Origin of the sequence: Kitasatospora sp. NPDC059827 (genome assembly GCF_042731675.1) — a bacterium.
In the GTDB taxonomy this organism is placed as follows: domain Bacteria; phylum Actinomycetota; class Actinomycetes; order Streptomycetales; family Streptomycetaceae; genus Kitasatospora.
Genome location: NZ_JBHWIV010000005.1, coordinates 143,553 through 162,336, shown reverse-complemented (window position 1 = coordinate 162,336; position 18,784 = coordinate 143,553). Strand labels below are relative to the sequence as shown.

At 73.4% G+C, this 18,784-nt stretch carries 17 protein-coding genes and 1 riboswitch; of the genes, 15 read left to right on the top strand and 2 right to left on the bottom strand.

Annotation, left to right across the window (positions count from 1 at the left end):
* The first annotated feature begins 86 nt into the window (after positions 1–86).
* The 6 genes from ACFV8H_RS05335 to ACFV8H_RS05310 all read left to right on the top strand — a co-directional run bounded on the left by ACFV8H_RS05335 (position 87) and on the right by ACFV8H_RS05310 (position 8,488).
* Positions 87–2,222, top strand: coding sequence for a UvrD-helicase domain-containing protein (locus ACFV8H_RS05335; protein WP_380396695.1), 2,136 nt, complete (start codon positions 87–89; stop codon positions 2,220–2,222).
* 148 nt (positions 2,223–2,370) lie between these two features.
* Entirely contained in the window at positions 2,371–2,838 is a 468-nt protein-coding gene (locus ACFV8H_RS05330; RefSeq protein ID WP_380396632.1) for a GreA/GreB family elongation factor, read from the top strand.
* 157 nt (positions 2,839–2,995) lie between these two features.
* Positions 2,996–4,234 (top strand): MFS transporter, encoded by a 1,239-nt coding sequence (locus tag ACFV8H_RS05325; protein WP_380396630.1) that lies wholly within the window; start codon positions 2,996–2,998, stop codon positions 4,232–4,234.
* A 23-nt stretch (positions 4,235–4,257) separates the two neighbouring features.
* A complete protein-coding gene (gene fdhD, locus ACFV8H_RS05320) occupies positions 4,258–5,118 on the top strand; it encodes a formate dehydrogenase accessory sulfurtransferase FdhD (protein WP_380396628.1) in 861 nt (286 codons plus the stop codon).
* Positions 5,119–6,036, top strand: coding sequence for a LysR family transcriptional regulator (locus ACFV8H_RS05315; protein WP_380396627.1), 918 nt, complete (start codon positions 5,119–5,121; stop codon positions 6,034–6,036).
* A gap of 130 nt (positions 6,037–6,166) precedes the next feature.
* Positions 6,167–8,488 carry an FdhF/YdeP family oxidoreductase gene (locus tag ACFV8H_RS05310; protein ID WP_380396625.1) on the top strand — a complete coding sequence of 774 codons (2,322 nt, stop codon included), beginning with the start codon at positions 6,167–6,169 and terminating at the stop codon, positions 8,486–8,488.
* Between the two features lie 6 nt (positions 8,489–8,494).
* Here ACFV8H_RS05310 and ACFV8H_RS05305 read toward each other — a convergent pair whose 3' ends face one another.
* Positions 8,495–9,820 (bottom strand): YhgE/Pip domain-containing protein, encoded by a 1,326-nt coding sequence (locus tag ACFV8H_RS05305; RefSeq protein WP_380396623.1) that lies wholly within the window; start codon positions 9,818–9,820, stop codon positions 8,495–8,497.
* 172 nt (positions 9,821–9,992) lie between these two features.
* Positions 9,993–10,170, top strand: a riboswitch (M-box (ykoK) riboswitch).
* Positions 10,171–10,530: 360 nt separating this feature from the next.
* Here ACFV8H_RS05305 and ACFV8H_RS05300 point away from each other — a divergent pair.
* The 9 genes from ACFV8H_RS05300 to ACFV8H_RS05260 all read left to right on the top strand — a co-directional run bounded on the left by ACFV8H_RS05300 (position 10,531) and on the right by ACFV8H_RS05260 (position 18,260).
* A complete protein-coding gene (locus ACFV8H_RS05300) occupies positions 10,531–12,180 on the top strand; it encodes an NRAMP family divalent metal transporter (RefSeq protein ID WP_380396621.1) in 1,650 nt (549 codons plus the stop codon).
* A 103-nt stretch (positions 12,181–12,283) separates the two neighbouring features.
* On the top strand, positions 12,284–12,604 hold the full coding sequence (locus ACFV8H_RS05295; RefSeq protein ID WP_375894309.1) for a hypothetical protein: 321 nt from the start codon (positions 12,284–12,286) through the stop codon (positions 12,602–12,604).
* Between the two features lie 70 nt (positions 12,605–12,674).
* Positions 12,675–12,935: a hypothetical protein gene (locus tag ACFV8H_RS05290; protein ID WP_380396619.1), complete on the top strand. Its 261-nt coding sequence runs from the start codon at positions 12,675–12,677 to the stop codon at positions 12,933–12,935.
* A 35-nt stretch (positions 12,936–12,970) separates the two neighbouring features.
* Entirely contained in the window at positions 12,971–13,384 is a 414-nt protein-coding gene (locus ACFV8H_RS05285) for a winged helix-turn-helix domain-containing protein (RefSeq protein WP_380396617.1), read from the top strand.
* A gap of 66 nt (positions 13,385–13,450) precedes the next feature.
* On the top strand, positions 13,451–13,933 hold the full coding sequence (locus ACFV8H_RS05280) for a hypothetical protein (RefSeq protein WP_380396615.1): 483 nt from the start codon (positions 13,451–13,453) through the stop codon (positions 13,931–13,933).
* A complete protein-coding gene (locus tag ACFV8H_RS05275) occupies positions 13,930–14,295 on the top strand; it encodes a glyoxalase (RefSeq protein ID WP_380396613.1) in 366 nt (121 codons plus the stop codon). Before ACFV8H_RS05280 ends, ACFV8H_RS05275 begins: the two co-directional genes overlap by 4 nt.
* A 99-nt stretch (positions 14,296–14,394) precedes the next feature.
* Positions 14,395–16,173, top strand: coding sequence for an ABC transporter permease (locus ACFV8H_RS05270; RefSeq protein WP_380396611.1), 1,779 nt, complete (start codon positions 14,395–14,397; stop codon positions 16,171–16,173).
* Positions 16,174–16,184: 11 nt separating this feature from the next.
* Entirely contained in the window at positions 16,185–17,600 is a 1,416-nt protein-coding gene (locus tag ACFV8H_RS05265) for a nitrate/sulfonate/bicarbonate ABC transporter ATP-binding protein (RefSeq protein WP_380396693.1), read from the top strand.
* A gap of 51 nt (positions 17,601–17,651) precedes the next feature.
* Entirely contained in the window at positions 17,652–18,260 is a 609-nt protein-coding gene (locus ACFV8H_RS05260; RefSeq protein WP_380396609.1) for a nucleoside deaminase, read from the top strand.
* A gap of 1 nt (position 18,261) precedes the next feature.
* Here ACFV8H_RS05260 and ACFV8H_RS05255 read toward each other — a convergent pair whose 3' ends face one another.
* Positions 18,262–18,492 carry a hypothetical protein gene (locus tag ACFV8H_RS05255; RefSeq protein WP_375894324.1) on the bottom strand — a complete coding sequence of 77 codons (231 nt, stop codon included), beginning with the start codon at positions 18,490–18,492 and terminating at the stop codon, positions 18,262–18,264.
* Positions 18,493–18,784: the final 292 nt, after the last annotated feature.

The following is an 18,784-nucleotide window of genomic DNA, read 5'->3' as shown; positions in this document are numbered from 1 at the left end:
CACCGCCACCTCCAAGTCCCCCAGTAGAGTGGGCACACCGAAGATCCGGACAGAGGCGTGAGGGGGCCCGGGTGGCGACGTTGGGGATGCACCGGGACTTCCTGCTGGAGTTCGCGGCGCTGGAGCGGTCGGTGCAGCGGCGGGTCTTCGAGACCTTCGAGAAGTTCACCGGGGCGACCCACGCCGGCACCCACCTGGAGAAGCTCACCCACCAGCGGGACCCGCGGATCCGGACCATCCGGATCACCGACTTCTGGCGCGGGGTCGTCCTCAAGGCCGACCGGGGCGACGGCTACCTGCTGCTCAAGGTGCTCCCCCACGACAAGGCCAACGACTGGGCGCTCAAGCACCGCGCCTCGGTGAACGCCGCCACCCAGGGCGTCGAGATCCGCAACGACGTCGCCCTGGAGCGCGCCTCCGCCTCGCTGCGGGCCCGGGCCTCGGACGAGCCCCAGCGGCTCTTCGCCGACCGCTCCGACAAGGTCCTGCGCAGCCTGGGCATCGAGGAGGAGATCCTGCCGATCATCCGCCTGCTGCCCGACGAGGCGCACCTGGAGGCGCTCCACCGGGTCCTGCCGGAGCAGCAGTTCGACGTGCTGGTCGGCCTGGCCAGCGGGATGGAACCGGCCGAGATCGACCGCGAGATCGTCCAGGCGTACGCACGGGCGGCGGACCCGGCGGGCACCGGGCGCCCCGGGGACGAACTGATCTCGGCGATGGCCCACGCCCGCGGCCGGGTCGCCCTGGTGTCCGGGCCCGAGGAGCTCCAGGAGATCCTGGAGCGCCCCTTCGACGCCTGGCGGATCTTCCTGCACCCGGCCCAGTACCGGATCGCCTACCGGGGTTCGTACCAGGGCCCGGCCCGGGTCACCGGCGGCCCCGGGACCGGCAAGACCGTGGTCGCCCTGCACCGGGCCTACCACCTGGCCCGCCGACTGCCCGCCGACGCCCCCGACGGGTCGGTGCTGCTCACCACCTACACCAAGGACCTCGCCGCCGAACTGGAGCGCTGCCTGGGCCTGTTGATCACCGACGGGCGGATCCGGGCCAAGGTCCGGGTGGTCACCGTCGACGCCCTGGCGAACGAGGTGCTGCGCCGCTCGCTCGGCGGCGCCCCGTTGAAGATCCTGTTCAACCAGCGGGCGGTGCTGGCCCGTTGGCGCCGGGTCGGGCAGCGGCTCGGGGTCGACTTCACCGACGTCTTCCTGGACCAGGAGTGGCGGCAGGTCGTCCTGGCCCAGGCGATCGAGAGCCCCGAGCAGTACCTCAAGGCGCCGCGGACCGGCCGGGGCACCGCGCTCGGCCCGCTGCAACGCGCCCAACTGTGGCGCACGGTGGCCGCGTTCGAGGAGGAGCTGCGGCAGAGCGGGGAGCGGACCTTCCTCCAGGTCTGCGCGCACGCCGCCCGGTCCCTCGACGAACGGGACGAACGCCCGTTCCGGCACGTGGTGGTCGACGAGGCGCAGGACCTCCACCCCGCGCAGTGGCGCTTCCTGCGCGCACTCGCCGCCCCCGGACCGGACGACCTGTTCCTGGCCGGCGACCCCCACCAGCGGATCTACGGCAACAAGGTCTCGCTGCGCTCGCTCGGCATCCAGGTGGTCGGCCGCTCCTCCCGACTGCGCGTCAACTACCGCACCACGCACGAGATCCTGAGCTGGGCCGCCTCGCTGCTCACCGGCGAACGCCCGGACGACCTGGACGGCGGCGAGGAGTCGCTGGTCGGCTACCACTCGACCCTGCATGGCGCCCAGCCCGAGGCGCGCGGCCACGCCGACCAGGCCGAGGAGCTCCGGGCCCTGGTCGCCCGGATCGAGGCGTGGACCGCCTCGGGGGTCGGCCCGGAGGACATCGGCGTCGCCACCCGCACCGCCCAACTCGGCCGCGACACGGCCCGGGCGCTGGAGCAGGCCGGCACCCCGGCCCACCTGCTCGGCAGCGCGCCGGCCCCCGGCGTGCGGATCGGCACCATGCACCGGATGAAGGGCCTGGAGTTCCGTTGCGTCGCCGTGGTGGGCGTCGGCGACGCCATGGTGCCCAACGGCAACGCGCTCACCCCGGAGGACACCGACCCGCAGCAGCACCGGGAGGACCTCAACGGGGAGCTGAACCTACTGTTCGTGGCCTGCACCCGCGCCCGCGAGGCCCTCGCCGTCTCCTGGCACGGCGCGGCCAGCCGCTTTCTCGAACCGGTCGTCCCGGCCGAACGTCTCGCCCGCTGACCCCGGCCCGGCCCGGCCGGTGCCCCGTCGCGCGTCCCGGCCCGCGTCCCGGCCTGCGTCCGCCGAGGATTTGCCCGGGCTTCGGTGGGGTGGGGTAATGAGAGGCGACCGGTGTTTGGGTGTTCCCTCAGAGACCCGGGAGCGTGCAATGAGCGGTGGGCCGGAACCGATCAGTGCCGAGGGGCTGCGTGCCGTGCAGGACGAGTTGGCGCAGCTGCGGGCGGAGCGGGGGGAGGTGGCCGCGACCCTGCGCGGGGAGGATCCGGTGGGGGACCGCGCCGACGCGGCGGACGAGTTGCAGCGGGCCTCGGACGTGGCGCGGCTGGACCGGCGGATCGCCGAGCTGGAGGGGCGGCTGCGGGAGGCCGAGGTGGCCGGGGCGCCGTCCACGGACGTGATCGGGGTGGGGTCGACGGTCACCGTGCGGTTCTCCGACGGCGAGCAGGAGACCGTCGAGATCTCCGAGCTGGCCGAGGAGCGCGAGCTGACCCTGGTGACGTACGACAGCCCGCTCGGGAAGGCGCTGCTGGGCCGCCACGCCGGGGAGACGGTGAACTACGAGACGCCGGGCGGCGCGGCGAGCGCGGTCGTGCTGGCGGTGGGCGGCGGCGGCTAGCGGGGGCCGTCCGGGGCCGAGCCGTTCGATAGGCCGCGCCGATCGGACGACTGGTACGACCTCTTTGACCTGCGACGATGCCGGACAGGACACTGGACGGGCGGCCCACCGCCGCCGGATTCCCCGTCCGAGCGAACCGTCCGAGGAGACCCCGCACGTGCGCACCGCCCGCTGGATACCGGCCGCGGCCGCCGTGGCGGTCGCCGCCTGGGGCGCGAACCAGTTCACCGCGCTGGCGAGCGTCTACCGGGCGCACACGGACTGGTCGCCGGTGTCGCTGGCCGGGATGTTCTCGGTGTACCTGGTCGGGCTGGTGCCCGGGCTGCTGCTGGGCGGCCCGGCCGCGGACCGGTACGGGCGCCGGCGCACGGTGCGGGCCGGGCTCGCCCTGTCGGCGGCCGCGAGCGCACTGCTGGCGCTGGCCGACGAGCCCACCGGGTACGTCGCCCGGCTGGCGACCGGCTTCGCGGCCGGGCTGGTGTTCCTGGCCGGGACGACCTGGCTGCGGGAGCTCTCCGGCCCCGGGGTGTCGCCGGTGGCCGCCGCGCGCCGCGCGATGTACGCCACCGGGATCGGCTTCTCGGCCGGTGCGCTGGCCTCCGGCGTCCTCTCGGAGTGGCTGCCCGATCCGACCGTCGTGCCCTGCCTCGCCCACGCCGCGGCCTGTCTGCTGGTCCTGCGGGCCACCGGCCGGCTCCCGGACACGGCGCCGGTGCGCCGCCCGGTCCGGCCCGCGGAGCACCACCGCGCGGCCGTGCAGCACCCCCGGTTCCGCTACGTCGTGCTGCCCGCCAGCCCCGCCGTGCTGGGCGCCGCGACCGTCGGCTACGTCGTGCTGCCGCCGCTGGTCGCCCACCATCTTCCGGGCTACGCACCGCTGTTCAGCGGTCTGGTGGCGGCCCTGACGCTCGCCATGGGAGTGCTCGCCCAGCCCTTCGCGGCCCGGCTGGACGACGCGGGCAGCGCCCGGGCCACCCTCACCGCGATGGCGACGGTGATCGCCGGACTGCTGCTCGGCGCGCTGGCCGCCGACCGCGACTCGGTGGGGCTGGTGCTGGCGGCCGCCGTCGTGCTCGGCACCGGGTACGGACTGACCCTCGGCGCGGGCCTGCACGAGGTGGAGCGGCTCACCGCCCGCAGCGCCGACCCCGGCACCGGACGCGGCCCCACCGGCCCGACCTCCGCCGCGCTCTACCAGAGCACCACCTCCAGCGGCTTCCTCACCCCGCTGCTGCTCGCCGGCACCGTCGGCCACGCGTCCTACCCCGCGCTGCTGATCGGCATGGCCGCCGTGGGCGTGCTCTGCCTGGCGGTCACCGGCCTCCACAGCCGCCGCCACCTCCCCGGGCGCCCGGCCGGCCCGGAAACGCGCGAGGATTCATCCGTACAGAGCTGACCGACCCCGAGGAGCCGACGACCATGGGCCGAGTGACCGTACCCCGCAGGGTGCTGCGGCTGCGCAAGGGCGTGCCCTCGCACCGCCCCGACACCCTGGCCGCCGAGGAGCCGATGGAGATCCGGGTCGGCGGCCGTCCGCTGACGGTGACCATGCGCACCCCCGGCAGCGACTTCGACCTCGCGGCCGGCTTCCTGGTCAGCGAGGGCGTGCTGCACGCCGCCGACCACCTGGCCGGGATCCGCTACTGCGCCGGGGCCACCGCCGACGGCGGCAACACCTACAACGTGGTGGACGTGGTGCTCGCGGCCGGTGTGCCCGCCCCGGACGCCTCGCTGGAGCGCAACTTCTACACCACCTCCTCCTGCGGCCTGTGCGGCAAGGCCAGCCTGGACGCGGTGCGCACCACCGCGCCGTGGAGCGTCGCGGCGGACGGGCTGCGGATCACCCCCGAGCTGCTGTCCGCGCTGCCGGACCGGCTGCGCGCCGCCCAGAAGGTCTTCGACAGCACCGGCGGCCTGCACGCGGCCGGGCTGTTCGACGCGCAGGGCCGGCTGCTCTGCCTGCGCGAGGACGTGGGGCGGCACAACGCGGTGGACAAGGTGGTCGGCCACGCGCTGCGCGAGGGCCTGCTGCCGGCCCGGGGCACGGTGCTGATGGTCAGCGGCCGGGCCTCCTTCGAGCTGGTGCAGAAGGCGGTGATGGCCGGCATCCCGGCGCTCGCCGCCGTCTCCGCGCCGTCCTCGCTGGCGGTGGACCTGGCCGAGGAGAGCGGGCTGACCCTGGTCGGCTTCCTGCGCGGCGACTCGATGAACGTGTACACCCGCACCGACCGGATCGACCTGACCGAGGCCGGGCACACCGCCGAGGCCGAGGCCGAGTAGATGCTGTTCCGCCAGCTCGAGTACCTGGTCGCCCTCGCCCGCGAGCGGCACTTCGCCCGCGCCGCCCAGGCCTGCCTGGTCTCCCAGCCGGCGCTGTCCGAGGCGCTGCGCAAGCTGGAGGACGAACTGGGGGTGCTGCTGGTGCGGCGCGGCCGGGCGTACGAGGGCCTGACCCCCGAGGGCGAGCGGATCGTGCGGTGGGCGCAGCGCATCCTGGCCGACCGGGACGCCCTGCGGGACGAGGTGGACGCGCTGCGCACCGGACTGAGCGGACGGCTGCGGATCGGCTCGGTGCCGACCGCCTCGGGGGCCGTCCCGCTGCTCACCGGGCCGTTCTGCACCGCCCACCCGCTGGCCGCCGTGGAGCTGTCCACCGACCTGCGCGCCGATGAACTCCTGCGCCAGGTACGGAACTTCGAGATCGACGCGGGTCTCAGCTACCTCCCGGAGCAGGGCACCGAGGGCGTGCGCACCGTCCCGCTGTACGAGGAGCGGTACGTCCTGCTGACCGGCCCCGCCGACGGTCTCGCCGGGCAGCCGCACGCCACCTGGACGGAGGCCTCCCGGCTGCCGCTGTGCCTGCTGCACCCGGGCATGCAGGGCCGCCGGGTGCTGGACGGGGTGTTCGCGGGCCTCGGACTGGCGCCGGTGCCCCGGGTGGAGACGGACTCGGTGGGCTCGCTGTTCGCGCACGTGCGCACCGGCCACTGGGCGAGCGTGGTGCCGTACGCCTGGCTGCACGTGTTCGGGGTGCCGCCCGGGATGCGGGCCGTCCCGCTGGTGGAGCCGGTGCACAGCACGCCGATCGGGCTGGTGACCGCGGCCCGGGAGCCGGGGTCGGTGATGGCCCGCGCCCTGCGGGAGGTGGCCCGGCGGACGGACCTGGCCGGGGTGCTGGGCGCCTTGCCGGAGCCGTAGCGGTCGACGCGCGGGGCCGTAGCGGCCAACGCGCCGGAGCCGTAGCGGTCGACGCGCGGGGGCCGACGGCCCGGCGTAGCGTCGACCCGGACCCCCGAGTGACCCAGCCGCGCGACGGAAGGCGAGCACCGTGACCACCTCCGACGACGAAGCGACCGCCGCCGCCCCGCAGCAGCCGGAGGAGGTCGGCCCCTCCCCCGCCGCGCCGCCCCGCTACGCGCCGTACCACCACCCCGCCGCCGGCTGGGGCGCGGCGAAGAGCGTCACCCGTTTCATGGCCCGCGAGGGGGCGTACCTGGACGGCCCGCGGGCCGTCATGCGGATGAACCACGAGAACGGCGGCTTCGACTGCCCGGGCTGCGCCTGGCCGGACGACACCAAGGGCCTGCACCTGGACATCTGCGAGAACGGCATCAAGCACGTCACCTGGGAGATGACCCGCAAGCGGGTCGGCCGGGAGTTCTTCGCCGCGCACTCGGTGACCGAGCTGTCCGACTGGAGCGACTTCGCCCTGGAGGACCAGGGCCGGCTCACCGAGCCGATGGTCTACGACCCGGACACCGACCACTACCTGCCGATCGGCTGGAAGGACGCGTTCGACCTGGTCGGCCGCACCCTGCGGGGGCTGGACGACCCGAACCGGGCGGCCTTCTACACCTCCGGCCGGCTCGGCAACGAGGCGACCTTCCTCTACCAGCTGATGGCCCGCGAGCTGGGCACCAACAACCTCCCCGACTGCTCCAACATGTGCCACGAGGCCAGTGGACGGGCCCTCCAGGCGGCGCTGGGCACCGGGAAGGGGACGGTCGACCTCAAGGACTGGGAGGTCACCGACGCGCTGTTCATCCTGGGCGTCAACGCGGCCTCCAACGCGCCCCGGATGCTCACCTCGCTCGCCGAGGCCTTCCGGCGCGGCGCGCAGATCGTGCACGTCAACCCGCTGGTCGAGGCGGCGGCGACCCGGACGATCATCCCCCACGACTTCACCGACATGGCGCTGAACCGGGCGACCCGCACCAGCACGCTCAACCTCCAGCCGCGGATCGGCGGCGACATGGCGCTGCTGCGCGGCATGGCGAAGGCGCTCCTGGAGCAGTCCGCGGCCGACGACGGGGCGCTGGACCGGCTCTTCATCGAGCGGCACACCAGCGGCTTCGCGGCCTACCGGCGCGTCTGCGAGCAGACGCCCTGGGCGGAGCTGGAGCGCCAGAGCGGGCTGGGCCGGGCGGAGATCCTCAAGGCGGCGCGGGTCTACCGCGAGGCGGACCGCTCGATCTTCAGCTGGTGCCTGGGCGTCACCCAGCACGAGCACGGGGTGGACACCGTACGGGAGATCGTCAACCTGCTGCTGCTGCGCGGCAACCTGGGCCGGGAGGGGGCCGGGCCCTCGCCGGTGCGCGGGCACAGCAACGTCCAGGGCAACCGCACCTGCGGGATCGACCACCGGCCGGCCGACGCCTTCCTGGACCGGCTCGGCGCGGTCTGCCGGATCGACCCGCCGCGCGCCCACGGCCTGGACACGGTCGGGACGATCGAGGCGATGCGGCGCGGCGAGGTGACCGTCTTCGTCGGCATGGGCGGCAACTTCGCGCTCGCCGCCCCGGACTCCCCCTACACCTACCAGGCCCTGCGCACCTGCGAGTTGACCGTCCAGGTGAGCACCAAGCTGAACCGCAGCCACCTGGTGCACGGCCGCCGGGCGCTGATCCTGCCCTGCCTCGGCCGGACCGAGAAGGACCACCAGCGCGCCGGGGTGCAGTCCACCTCGGTCGAGGACTCGATGAGCATGGTGCACCTGTCGGCCGGCATGAAGCGCCCGGCCTCACCGCACCTGCTCTCCGAGCCCGCGATCGTCGCCGGGATGGCCCGCGCGGCCCTGCCGGACAGCCCCACCCCGTGGGAGTGGTACATCGAGGACTACGACCGGATCCGCGACACCATGGCCGAAGTCCTGGACGGCTTCGAGGACTTCAACCGCCGGGTGCGGCTGCCGCTGGGCTTCCGGATCAAGCAGCCCGCCCGCGAACTGGTCTTCCTCACCCCCTCCGGCAAGGCCGAGTTCTCCGCCGCCGCGCTGCCCGACGTCGTCCCCGCGCCCGGCACCCTGGCGCTCGGCACAATGCGCTCGCACGACCAGTGGAACACCACCATCTACTCGGACGACGACCGCTACCGGGGCGTGAAGAACCTGCGCACCCTGGTCTTCCTCAACCGGGACGACATGCGCGAGCGCGGCATCGCCGAGTTCGACCCGGTGGACATCACCAGCACCGCCCGGGACGGCTCCACCCGCTCGGTGCACGGCTACCTGGCCGTCCCGTACGACATCCCGCGCGGCTGCGCGGCCGGGTACATGCCGGAGCTGAACGTGCTGTGCGCGATCGGCGACCACAGCACCCAGAGCGACCAGCCGATCATGAAGCACCTCAAGGTGACCGTCACCAAGGCCTAGGAGCGGCTACTCCGAGGGCTGGGGCGTCCAGCGGTGCAGGCCCTTGCGGTCGTAGTAGCGGGTCATCCCGAAGCCGAAGGCCAGGGCCAGCGCCACCCCGATGGCGATCATGACCCAGCCGCGGGCCAGCCCGGCGTCCGAGCGGGCGTCGAAGAAGAGGATCGCCCGGATGCCGTCGCTCAGCTGCCGCATCGGCTCGAAGACGGCCAGGAAGCGGTAGAAGCCGGGCACCGCCTGGAGCGGGACGGTCGCCCCGGAGGACGGCAGGGCGAGCGCGATGAACACGAACATGGACACCAGCTGCCCGATCCCGCCGAACGCGGCGTTGATCGCCTGCACGCCGAGGCCGACGGCGAGGCTGGCGCAGTAGGCGAACACCCACAGCAGGGCCTGGTGCGGGGCGTCCATGCCGAGGATCCCGGCCGTGCAGAGCAGCACCAGGGAGGTGGTGACCAGCATGATCCCGGCGGTCATCAGCATCTTGAGCAGCAGGGTCTGGGTGCGGCTGATCGGGACGGTCGGGCGGCGGGTGTGCCAGGGGCCGATCTCGCTGTCGCTGTAGCCGAGCGCGGTGTCGACGCCGTTGTGGATGATGTTGCCGCCGATGAAGCCGGTCAGCACGGCGAGCAGGGTGAAGTAGAAGGCGCTCAGGCCGAGGCCGCTGTGGCTGCCGATCGGGTGGCCGACCTGGGTGGCGACGGCGAACGGGTCGGCGAGCAGCAGCCGGGCGGTGGCGCCGGTGTCCGGCCCCTGGGCGCCCGGGCCGCCCTGGGCCGGTACGGCGGCCAGCAGCCGCTGTCCGGCCGCGACCGAGGCCTGGTGGGCGGCGTTCTGGGCGATCTGGGCGGCGATCGAGGAGCCGAGGCTGCCCAGGCCGGGGTTGGTGAGGACGGTGAGGGTGGGCCGGTGAGTGGCCCCGCCGGTGGCGAGCGCGGTGACGGTGGCGGTGAAGTCGGCGGGGACGAGCAGCACGCCGTAGACCTTGCCGGCGGCGAGCAGGTCGCGGGCGCCCGCGTCGTCGGTCTGGCGCCAGCGGACGGTGTCGTCCGGGGTCCCGGCCACCACGGCGCGGGTCAGCTGGGTGCCGAGGTTGACCGGCTGGCCGGGCGGGGGCGGGGCCTGGTCGGCGTTCACCAGGGCGATCGGCAGCCGGTGCAGGTGCCCGGTCGGGTTGACGATGCCGCCCAGGTAGAGCAGCGAGAGCAGCGCGGCCACCAGGGCGCACAGGACGCCGGGGAAGAGCCAGAGCTTCGGGCGCCGGGCGAGCGCCAGCGCCCTCGCCCGCCGGGGAGCCCCCGGAGGTCCTGCGGTCTGGGAGCCTGCGGTCGCCATGCCACCCCTCAGCTGCGTGTGCGGGTACGGATCCGGCGGGAAGTCGTTCCGTCGTCACGTGGCGCTCAAACCCGCGTCACCCGGACGGACGTCACGCCTCGCGAAAGGTAAAGGTTCTACCAAGTGCGCAAGTATCGCGCCCCCGCCGGTCTATGCTTCTGGAGGTTTGAAGAAGGCACCTCGTTCGGTGAGGCTTCTTCACGGACACAGGCCACTGATCCGACGACGTCGAGAGACGCCCAGGGTTAGGACAGATCTTCCCGACCTAAGGGTTGATCCGAAGTGGCTTCCGCCCCGAACGGGCCGGACACGCCGTGGAGTGCCAAAGCTCTGACGAGTTGGGGTGAACCGGTGGACGTTCCGCGCGCCGGTGAACTCCTTGCCGCGTCGATGAAACGCACCACGGGGTGCGTCGACCGGGAGGAGGCGAGAGACATGGATTGCAGTAGTCCGGGCCACAGTAGCCCCTGCCCCCGCCTGTCCTCGTACACCTCCGGCACGCGGTAACAACCTTCCCTGCGCGTATAACTGACACACCGTCACGTCATGGCGGCGACGTCGTCGCACCGTTCACCAGCACGCACGCGGCTCCGCCGTGCCCACCCCGGCACGCCCCGCCGCGGGCCGGTGCGCCGTGCCCGCACGCAGGGGGAATTACTGCTGCGCGCCCCCATCACCCCGCCTGTCCCGGGGTCCACGGGAGGAACGTCATGACCACCAACGCCACACTCAACTCCAAGCCGCAGAAGCCGCGTTCGGCCGTCCTGGACGACGCCCACGTCGGCGACATCAAGGGTGCGCTCGGCACCATCAAGCTCGATGACGACGCACCGCGCCAGGGTCTGTCGGCAAGACTCAAGACCCTGCTGGCGATCGTCGGCCCCGGCCTGATCGTGATGGTCGGCGACAACGACGCCGGCGCCTTCTCCACCTACGGCCAGGCCGGCCAGAACTACGGCACCCAGCTGCTGTGGACGCTGCTGATGCTGGTGCCCGTGCTGTACGTCAACCAGGAGATGGTGCTGCGCCTGGGCGCGGTCACCGGTGTCGGCCACGCCCGGCTGATCCTGGAGCGCTTCGGCAAGTTCTGGGGCGCGTTCAGCGTCATCGACCTCTTCCTGCTCAACGCCCTCACCCTGGTCACCGAGTTCATCGGCGTGACGCTCGCGGCCGGCTACCTGGGCCTGCCCAAGGTCGCCTCGGTGGTGCTGGCGGCGGCGATCATCATCGCCTCGGCCTTCACCGGCTCCTTCCAGCGCTTCGAGCGGGTCGCGGTGACCCTGTGCATAGGCTCGCTGCTGCTGGTGCCGATCTACTTCATGGTCCACCCGAAGACCTCGCAGATGGCCCACGACTTCGTGGTGCCGCAGATGCCGGGCGGCGCGGGCGAGTTGGCCGCGGTCATGCTGGTGATCATCTCGATCGTCGGCACCACCGTCGCCCCCTGGCAGCTGTTCTTCCAGCAGTCGTACGTCATCGACAAGCGGATCACCCCGCGCTTCATGAGGTACGAGAAGGCCGATCTCTGGATCGGCATCGCGATCGTGATCATCGGCGCCGCCGCCATGATGGGCTTCACCGCCGCCGCCTTCGCGGGCACCGACGGCTTCGGCCAGTTCTCCGACGCCGGGGCCGTCGCCAAGGGCATCGAGGACAAGGCCGGCCACCTGGCGGGCGTGCTGTTCGCCATCGCCCTGCTGGACGCCTCGATCATCGGCGCCTTCGCCGTCTCGCTCTCCACCGCCTACGCCATCGGCGACGTCTTCGGCATCAAGCACTCGCTGCACCGCGGGGTCAAGGGCGCCAAGGGCTTCTACGCCGTGTACGCCGGACTGGTGGCCGTCGCCGCGACGATCACCCTGCTGTCCAACGGCTACACCCAGGGCCTGATCACCCAGTTCGTCCAGGTGCTGGCCGGGGTGCTGCTGCCCTCCGCCACCGTCTTCCTGCTGCTGCTCTGCAACGACAAGGCCGTGCTCGGCCCCTGGGTGAACGGTCCCAAGACCAACGCCTTCACCGCCGCCGTGGTCGGCGTGCTGGTCACCCTGTCGCTGATCCTCACCGCGGCCGTCGTCTGGCCGGACATCAGCTCGGACGCGATCCTGCGGATCATGGCCGGCTGCGGGGTGGCGGGCGTCCTGGTCGCCGGGTACTCCTTCCTCTCCGGCCGCCGCGGCACCAAGGAGGACCCGATCGACCGCACCGGCCGGGAGAACTGGCGGATGCCCCCGCTGGAGACCTTGGAGAAGCCGGTGATGTCCACCACCCGCAAGCTCGGCATGGGCGCCCTGCGCGTCTACCTGCTGGTCGCGATGGTGATGGTGATCGTCAAGATCGTGCAGACCGCACTGAACCACTGACCCGGACGCCGAGGGCGGCGCCGCACACGACGGCCCGCCGCCCCCGGCCCCGCCCCGGAACCCTCGACCACCCCGCACCCGGGGGAAGGAAGGCAGTACGGCCATGCGCACCACCACCCCCTTCCACCACCTCTTCCACCACTGCCCCAGCGTCCGACTCGCCCTGCACGACGGCGTCGAGCGCGCCTACCGCCTCGACGACCCCGGCAGCTGCCCCCGCTCGGGCACCCGCAACACCCCGGCCTCCGCGTACGAGCCGCGTGTCCACCTGGCCTACCTGCTGGCCCGCCAGGGCCACCGCCCGGACTGGCTCGCCCGCTTCGCGGACCTCCCGCCGGCCGCCGCGCACCGGATCGCCCTCGCCGCCGCCCGCCACCGGGCCGCCGCCGCGACCACGCCCGCGCCCGCGCCCGCCGCTGCCTGAATCATCAACTCCCCTGCGCACCAGCGCACTTGTTCAGATCTTGCCTGTCCTGTCACGGAGGTGACCAGCCATGTCCATCGTTGCCGCTTTCCAGCCCGCCCTCCCGTCCACCGATCGCGGCCGACTGCGCGCCGCCCTCGCCGCGGTGGGCCGACGGCTGGCCGCCAGCCCGCTCGACAACACCGTGCTGCGCGCCGTCGGCGCCCCGGCCCCGAGCCCGACCCCGGGACTCCCGAACGACCGGCCCACCCGGATGCGGGCCAGCTGGCACTCCGTCACCGGCCCGGACGGGACGGCCCGACTGGAAGCCTCCTGGCACCCCGGCCACTGACCCGACCGACCCCACCAGCCGAAGGAGCATCCGCCATGGCCGTGCGCTACCGCAGGCTCGACGCCATCTTCTCGGACCACACCGCCGCCCCCGTCCTGCGGCCCGTCCCCGCCGCCCGGCCCGTCCCCGGCCCGCGGCCCGTCCTCGACTCGGCCGGCCTGGTGGTCGACCCGGAGCAGCGCACCGTCACCGTCGACGGCCAGCAACTCGACATGCCGTACCTGGAGTTCGAACTGCTCGCCCACCTGGTCGGCAACCCGCTGCGGGTGCACTCCCGCCGCCAGCTGATGGAGTCCGTCTGGGGCCGGCCGGACACCGGCGACACCCGCACCATCGCCACCCACATCGCCCGGATCCGCCGCAAGCTCGGCCCCGGCCACCGGGAGGCGATCGCCACCGTCCGGCAGATCGGCTACAAGTACGACCCCCGGCTGGTCCGCGCCGCCTGAGGCCGGCCCCGCCGCAGCGCCAGTGGCACCACCGCCAGCACCGACACCACCGGAGGAGGACACCGCATGCCCCGGACCGCCCTGTTCCCCTGGACGAGCCGAGGTACGGCGCTCTGCGTCGCCGTGCTCCTCCTGGCCCTCCAGGTCGCCGCCCTCGGCGCCGCCCCCGCCCCGCTGCGCCTGTTCCTCTCCGGCGTGCTCATCGGCGGCTCGGCCGTCGGGCTGCTGCTCGCCCTGCTGCTGGCCCACAGCCGGCAGCGGGCGGGCCTGGCCGTACCGCCCGCTCCGGAGGACGACGCCCAGTGGTTCAGCGCCCGCTCGCTGGAGGGCTTCCCGATGGAGCAGGTCCGCCCGCTCCTGCTCGGCCCCGACGCCCCCGGCCTCAACCGGCTGTACACCGCCTGGGTGTTCGCCACCCACGGGCACGACCCCCAGTGGATCGCCCACCACCTCGGCCTGCCCACCCCGACCGCCCGGCTGCTGGTCACCGCGGCCCGGCAGCACGCCACGTCCACCCCGTCCGACCCCTCCGAGAGGAAGCCGAAGTGATCACGGCCCTCGACCACGTCCAGCTCTCCGCGCCGCCCGGCAGCGAGCCCCTGCTGCGCGCCTTCTACGGCGACGTCCTGCAGATGGCCGAGATCCCCAAGCCCCAGCCGCTGACCGGCCGCGGCGGCTGCTGGTTCGCCGCCGACGGCGGCCGGGTCCGGCTCTACCTCGGCATCGAGGAGCGCTTCCGCCCCAGCGTCAAGGCCCACCCCGGCATGGCGGTCTGCGAGATCGAGGACTTCGCCGAACTCCTCGCCGGACTCGGCGCCCAGGTCGTCTGGGACGACAGCCTCCCGCCCCGGCGCCGCTTCTACACCACCGACCCGGTCGGCAACCTGCTGGAGTTCGTCGAAACCGCGTAGGCCCTGTCCGGCCTGAGCACCGGACCGAAACACCGGTCCATTTGCGTACGGACGTCAGAAGGGAGCAGACTGCCCGGGTTTGCGCCGGAGGTCCCCGTCATGTCCTTCCCGAAGTCCGCCCCGGGCCCGTCCCGGGGCCCGCTGCCGCCCCGGACCGCGGGCCGCCCGTCCCGGGCGGGCCGGGCCCCCCGGGCGGGCTGGGCGGACGTGGTCGTGGCCGCCGCCGTCCTGGTCCTGCTCTACCTCGCACTGCGGGTCGGACAGGGCACCACCGTACGGTTCTCCACCGCGCGCGACGCCGCCGTGGACACCGACCCGGCCCGGCTGCCGTACGACGCGGCGCGCTCGCTGCTGCGGATGTTCGCGGCGCTGGTCCTCTCGGTCGGCTTCACCTTCGGCTACGCCTACGCCGCCGCCCGCAGCCGCCGGCTGGAACGGGTGCTGATCCCCGCGCTGGACATCCTCCAGTCGGTGCCGGTGCTCGCCTTCCTGACCGTCGCCGTCACCGGCTTCCTCGCCCTCTTCCCCGGCTCCGAGCTCGGCCTGGAGTGCGCGGCCGTGTTCGCCATCTTCACGTCCCAGGCGTGGAACATGACCTTCGGCTTCTACCACTCCCTGGTCTCGCTGCCGCGCGAACTCGACGAGCTGTCCCGCTCCTTCCGGTTCAGCCGGTGGATGCGGTTCTGGAAGGTCGAACTGCCCTCCGGCATGATCGGCCTGGTCTGGAACGGCATGCTCAGCTTCGGCGGCGGCTGGTTCTTCCTGGTCGCCTCCGAGGCGATCAGCGTCGACAACCAGCGCTACGCCCTGCCCGGGGTCGGCTCCTACGCGGGCGCCGCCATCGCCGCCGGCGACCTCGGCCGGGTCGGCTGGGCGATCGCCACCATGGCCGTCCTGGTCATCGGCGTGAACTTCCTGTTCTGGCGGCCGCTCACCGCCTGGGCCGAACGCTTCAAGAACGAGCAGTCCGAGGCCACCGAGGTGCAGCGCTCCGTCGTGCTCGCCCTGCTGCGCCGCTCCCGGCTGCCCGGGCTGCTCGGCCGGGTGCTGCGGCCCCTCGGCCGGGCCCTGGACCGGGCCGGACGGGTCTTCGGCACCGACGACCGGCCGCTCGCGGTCAGCCGCGCCCGGCAGCGCACCGGCGACCTCCTCTTCACCGTCGTCTCCGGCGGCATCGTGCTCTGGGGCCTGGTCGACCTCGGCCGCTACCTCGCCGGCACCACCGGCCTCGGCGTCTTCGGCGAGCCCCTGCTGCTCGGCCTCGCCACCCTGGCCCGGGTGGTGGTGCTGGTCGCGGTCGCCACCGTCGTCTGGGTGCCGATCGGCGTGCGGATCGGCTTCTCCCCCCGGCTGACCAGGATCGCCCAGCCGCTGGTCCAGGTGCTCGCCAGCTTCCCCGCCAACTTCCTGTTCCCGCTGGTGGTCTGGCTGCTGCTGCGCACCGGCCTGTCGATCGACCTCGGCGGCGTGCTGCTGATGGCCCTCGGCGCCCAGTGGTACATCCTGTTCAACGCCATCGCCGGCGCCATGGCGATCCCCAGCGACCTGCGCGAGGCCATGGACAACCTCGGCGTGCGCGGCCTGCAGCGCTGGCGGCGGCTCATCGTCCCCGGCATCTTCCCGGCGTACGTCACCGGCGGCATCACCGCCTCCGGCGGCGCCTGGAACGCCTCCATCGTCTCCGAGGTGGTCACCTTCGGCGGCACCACCCTCACCGCCACCGGCCTCGGCGCGTACATCGCCGGCGCCACCGAACGCGGCGACCACCCGCACCTGCTCGCCGGGGTCGCGGTGATGAGCCTGTACGTCGTCGCCCTCAACCGCCTGGTCTGGCGCCGGTTGTACCGCCTGGCCGAACGCCGTTACTCGCTCCAATGAGGTTCCCCCCGATGCGCTTCCCGTTCTCCTCCCGCCCCGCCCCCGCCGTCACCCAGCCCGCCGTGGCGGACGGCGCGACCCTGCTGGAGACCGTCGGCCTCACCAAGTCCTACGCCGGCGCCGACGGCGAACTCCCGGTGCTCTCCGGGATCGACCTCACCGTCCGGGCCGGCGAGATCGTCGCCCTGCTCGGCCGCTCCGGCTCCGGCAAGTCCACCCTGCTGCGCTGCCTGGCCGGCCTGCTGCCGCCCAGCTCCGGCAGCGTCCGCTACCGCGGCACCCCCCTCACCGGCGCCAACCCCGGCACCGCGCTCGTCTTCCAGACCTTCGCCCTGCTGCCCTGGCTGACCGTCCGGCAGAACGTCGAACTCGGCCTGGAGGCCCGCGGGGTGCCGCCGCGCGAACGCGCCCGCGCCGCCGACCAGGCCATCGACCTGATCGGCCTCACCGGCTTCGAGAACGCCTACCCCAAGGAGCTCTCCGGCGGCATGCGCCAACGCGTCGGCTTCGCCCGGGCCCTGGTCGTCGAACCCGACGTGCTGATGATGGACGAACCGTTCTCCGCGCTCGACGTGCTCACCGCCGAGAACCTGCGCGGCGAACTCCTGGAACTGTGGGAATCCGGCCAGTTCCCCACCCGCGCCGTCGTCCTGGTCACCCACAACATCGAGGAGGCCGTGCTGATGGCCGACCGCGTCGTCGTCCTCGGCTCCCGCCCGTACGGCACCATCCGGGAGACCATCGACGTCGACCTGGAACGGCCGCGCGACCGCGACTCCGCCGCCTTCGACGAACTCGTCGACCGGGTCTACCGGATCATGACCGGCCGCCCCAAGGACCCCCGGGCGGCCGGGCGCCCCGAGCCGGACCGTACCGAGCCCGGCCTCACCGAACCGGACCGCACGGACCCGGACCGCACGGACCCGGACCGCCCCGACCGCCGGACCGTCGCCAACACCCCGCTGCCCAGCGCCAGCGTGGACGGCCTCTCCGGCCTGGCCGAGATGATCGCCCACCGCGCCGGCCGCTGCGACCTCGCCGACCTCGCCGACCAACTCGGCCTCGACATCGACGACATGCTCCCCCAGGTCGACGCCCTCGACCTGCTCGGCTTCGCCGAGATCCACGGCGACGACCTCCTGCTCACCGAGGACGGCACCGCCTTCGCCCACGCCGACGTCCAGGACTCCCGCGCCCTCTTCGCCGGCGCCGCCCTCGACGTCCCGCTGGTCAAGCTGATCGCCAACAGCCTCGGCGGCGAACCCGGCGCCACCGTCCGGGCCGGCTTCTTCCGCGACCTCCTCGCCCACCACTACACCAGCGAACAGGTCGACCGGCAGCTGGAGACCGCCACCGACTGGGGCCGCTACGCGGGCCTGTTCGGCTACGACGCGGCCCGGCAGGAGTACCGGTCGGAGGAGGCGTAGGGCGGGGAGAATGCTCCGGAACCCCCGTACGCCGACCGGACGGAGCACAGCGTGGTGTTGAACAGGCGTCACTTTCTCGGCGCAGCAACGGCGGCGGGCGCAGTGGGTGCGGCGCCGCACCCGGCACCGGCCGCCGCGCGCCACGAGCACGACCGCGACCACAAGCGCTTCATGGCGGCGGCGATCGAGGAGGGGCGCAGGAACGAGCGCTACCCCTTCGGGGCGGTGCTGGTGCGCTCGGGCGAGGTGGTGGCCCGGGGCGTCAACGCGGCGCAGGACGGCCCGACCCACCACGGCGAGATGGTCGCCATCGACGACTTCGGGCAGCCCTACGGCAGCCCCGAGTGGGCGAGCACCTCCCTGTACACCACCGCCGAACCCTGCCCCATGTGCATGAGCGCCTGCGCCTGGGCCGGCATCGGCCAGGTCGTCTGGGCCACCTCGATCGAGGGGCTGCGCCGCACCGGCCTGGACCAGATCGACCTGTCCGCCGTCGACGTGGCCAAGGCCGCCGACTCCTTCTACCACCCGCGACTGCTGCTGGGCGGGGTGCTGGCCGACGAGACGGACGAGCTGTTCCGCCGCGCCCAGGTCATCCGCGGTGGTGGTGGCGGGCCCGGTGGCGGGGAGGCCACCGGGCCTTTCAGTCAAGGGATCTGACTTACCGCCAGGAAGGCACGATCGAGAGCCGGGCGGTGGTCGGGGCGACGTCGCAGAAGTAGGTGATCGCCTCACCCCGGGCCACGTAGTCCTTGCCGGCCGCGTCGCACGCGGCACCGCTCGGGTACATGCCGATGTAGACGAAGCTGGCGGCCTGCGCGGACGGCGCGGCCAACAGCGCGCCGACAGCCAGTAGTCCGGTCAGACTCAGGGTCGAAATCGCTTTGCGCATGGGCGTGTTGCTGCCTTCCTGTTCCGGGGGCAAGGGCTCCGGTCGTGATGATTCGGTGCCCGGTGCGCAGCAGCCTCGTGCACCGGCGGACGGAGGGCAATGGTCGAGACCAATTCGGCCGGAAGCCGCCGGGGCCGTCGGGGCGACGGACTCCCGGGGCGCGACGGCCCCACCCCTCGGTCCGTCGGCGAAGGACCGCGCCCTCCCCCGCTCCGCAGGCCCCCGGGGCGGAGCGGTCACCCGGTGGGACGGGGGCGGGCAGACCCGCGCGTTCCGGCCAGTGGTCCAGACC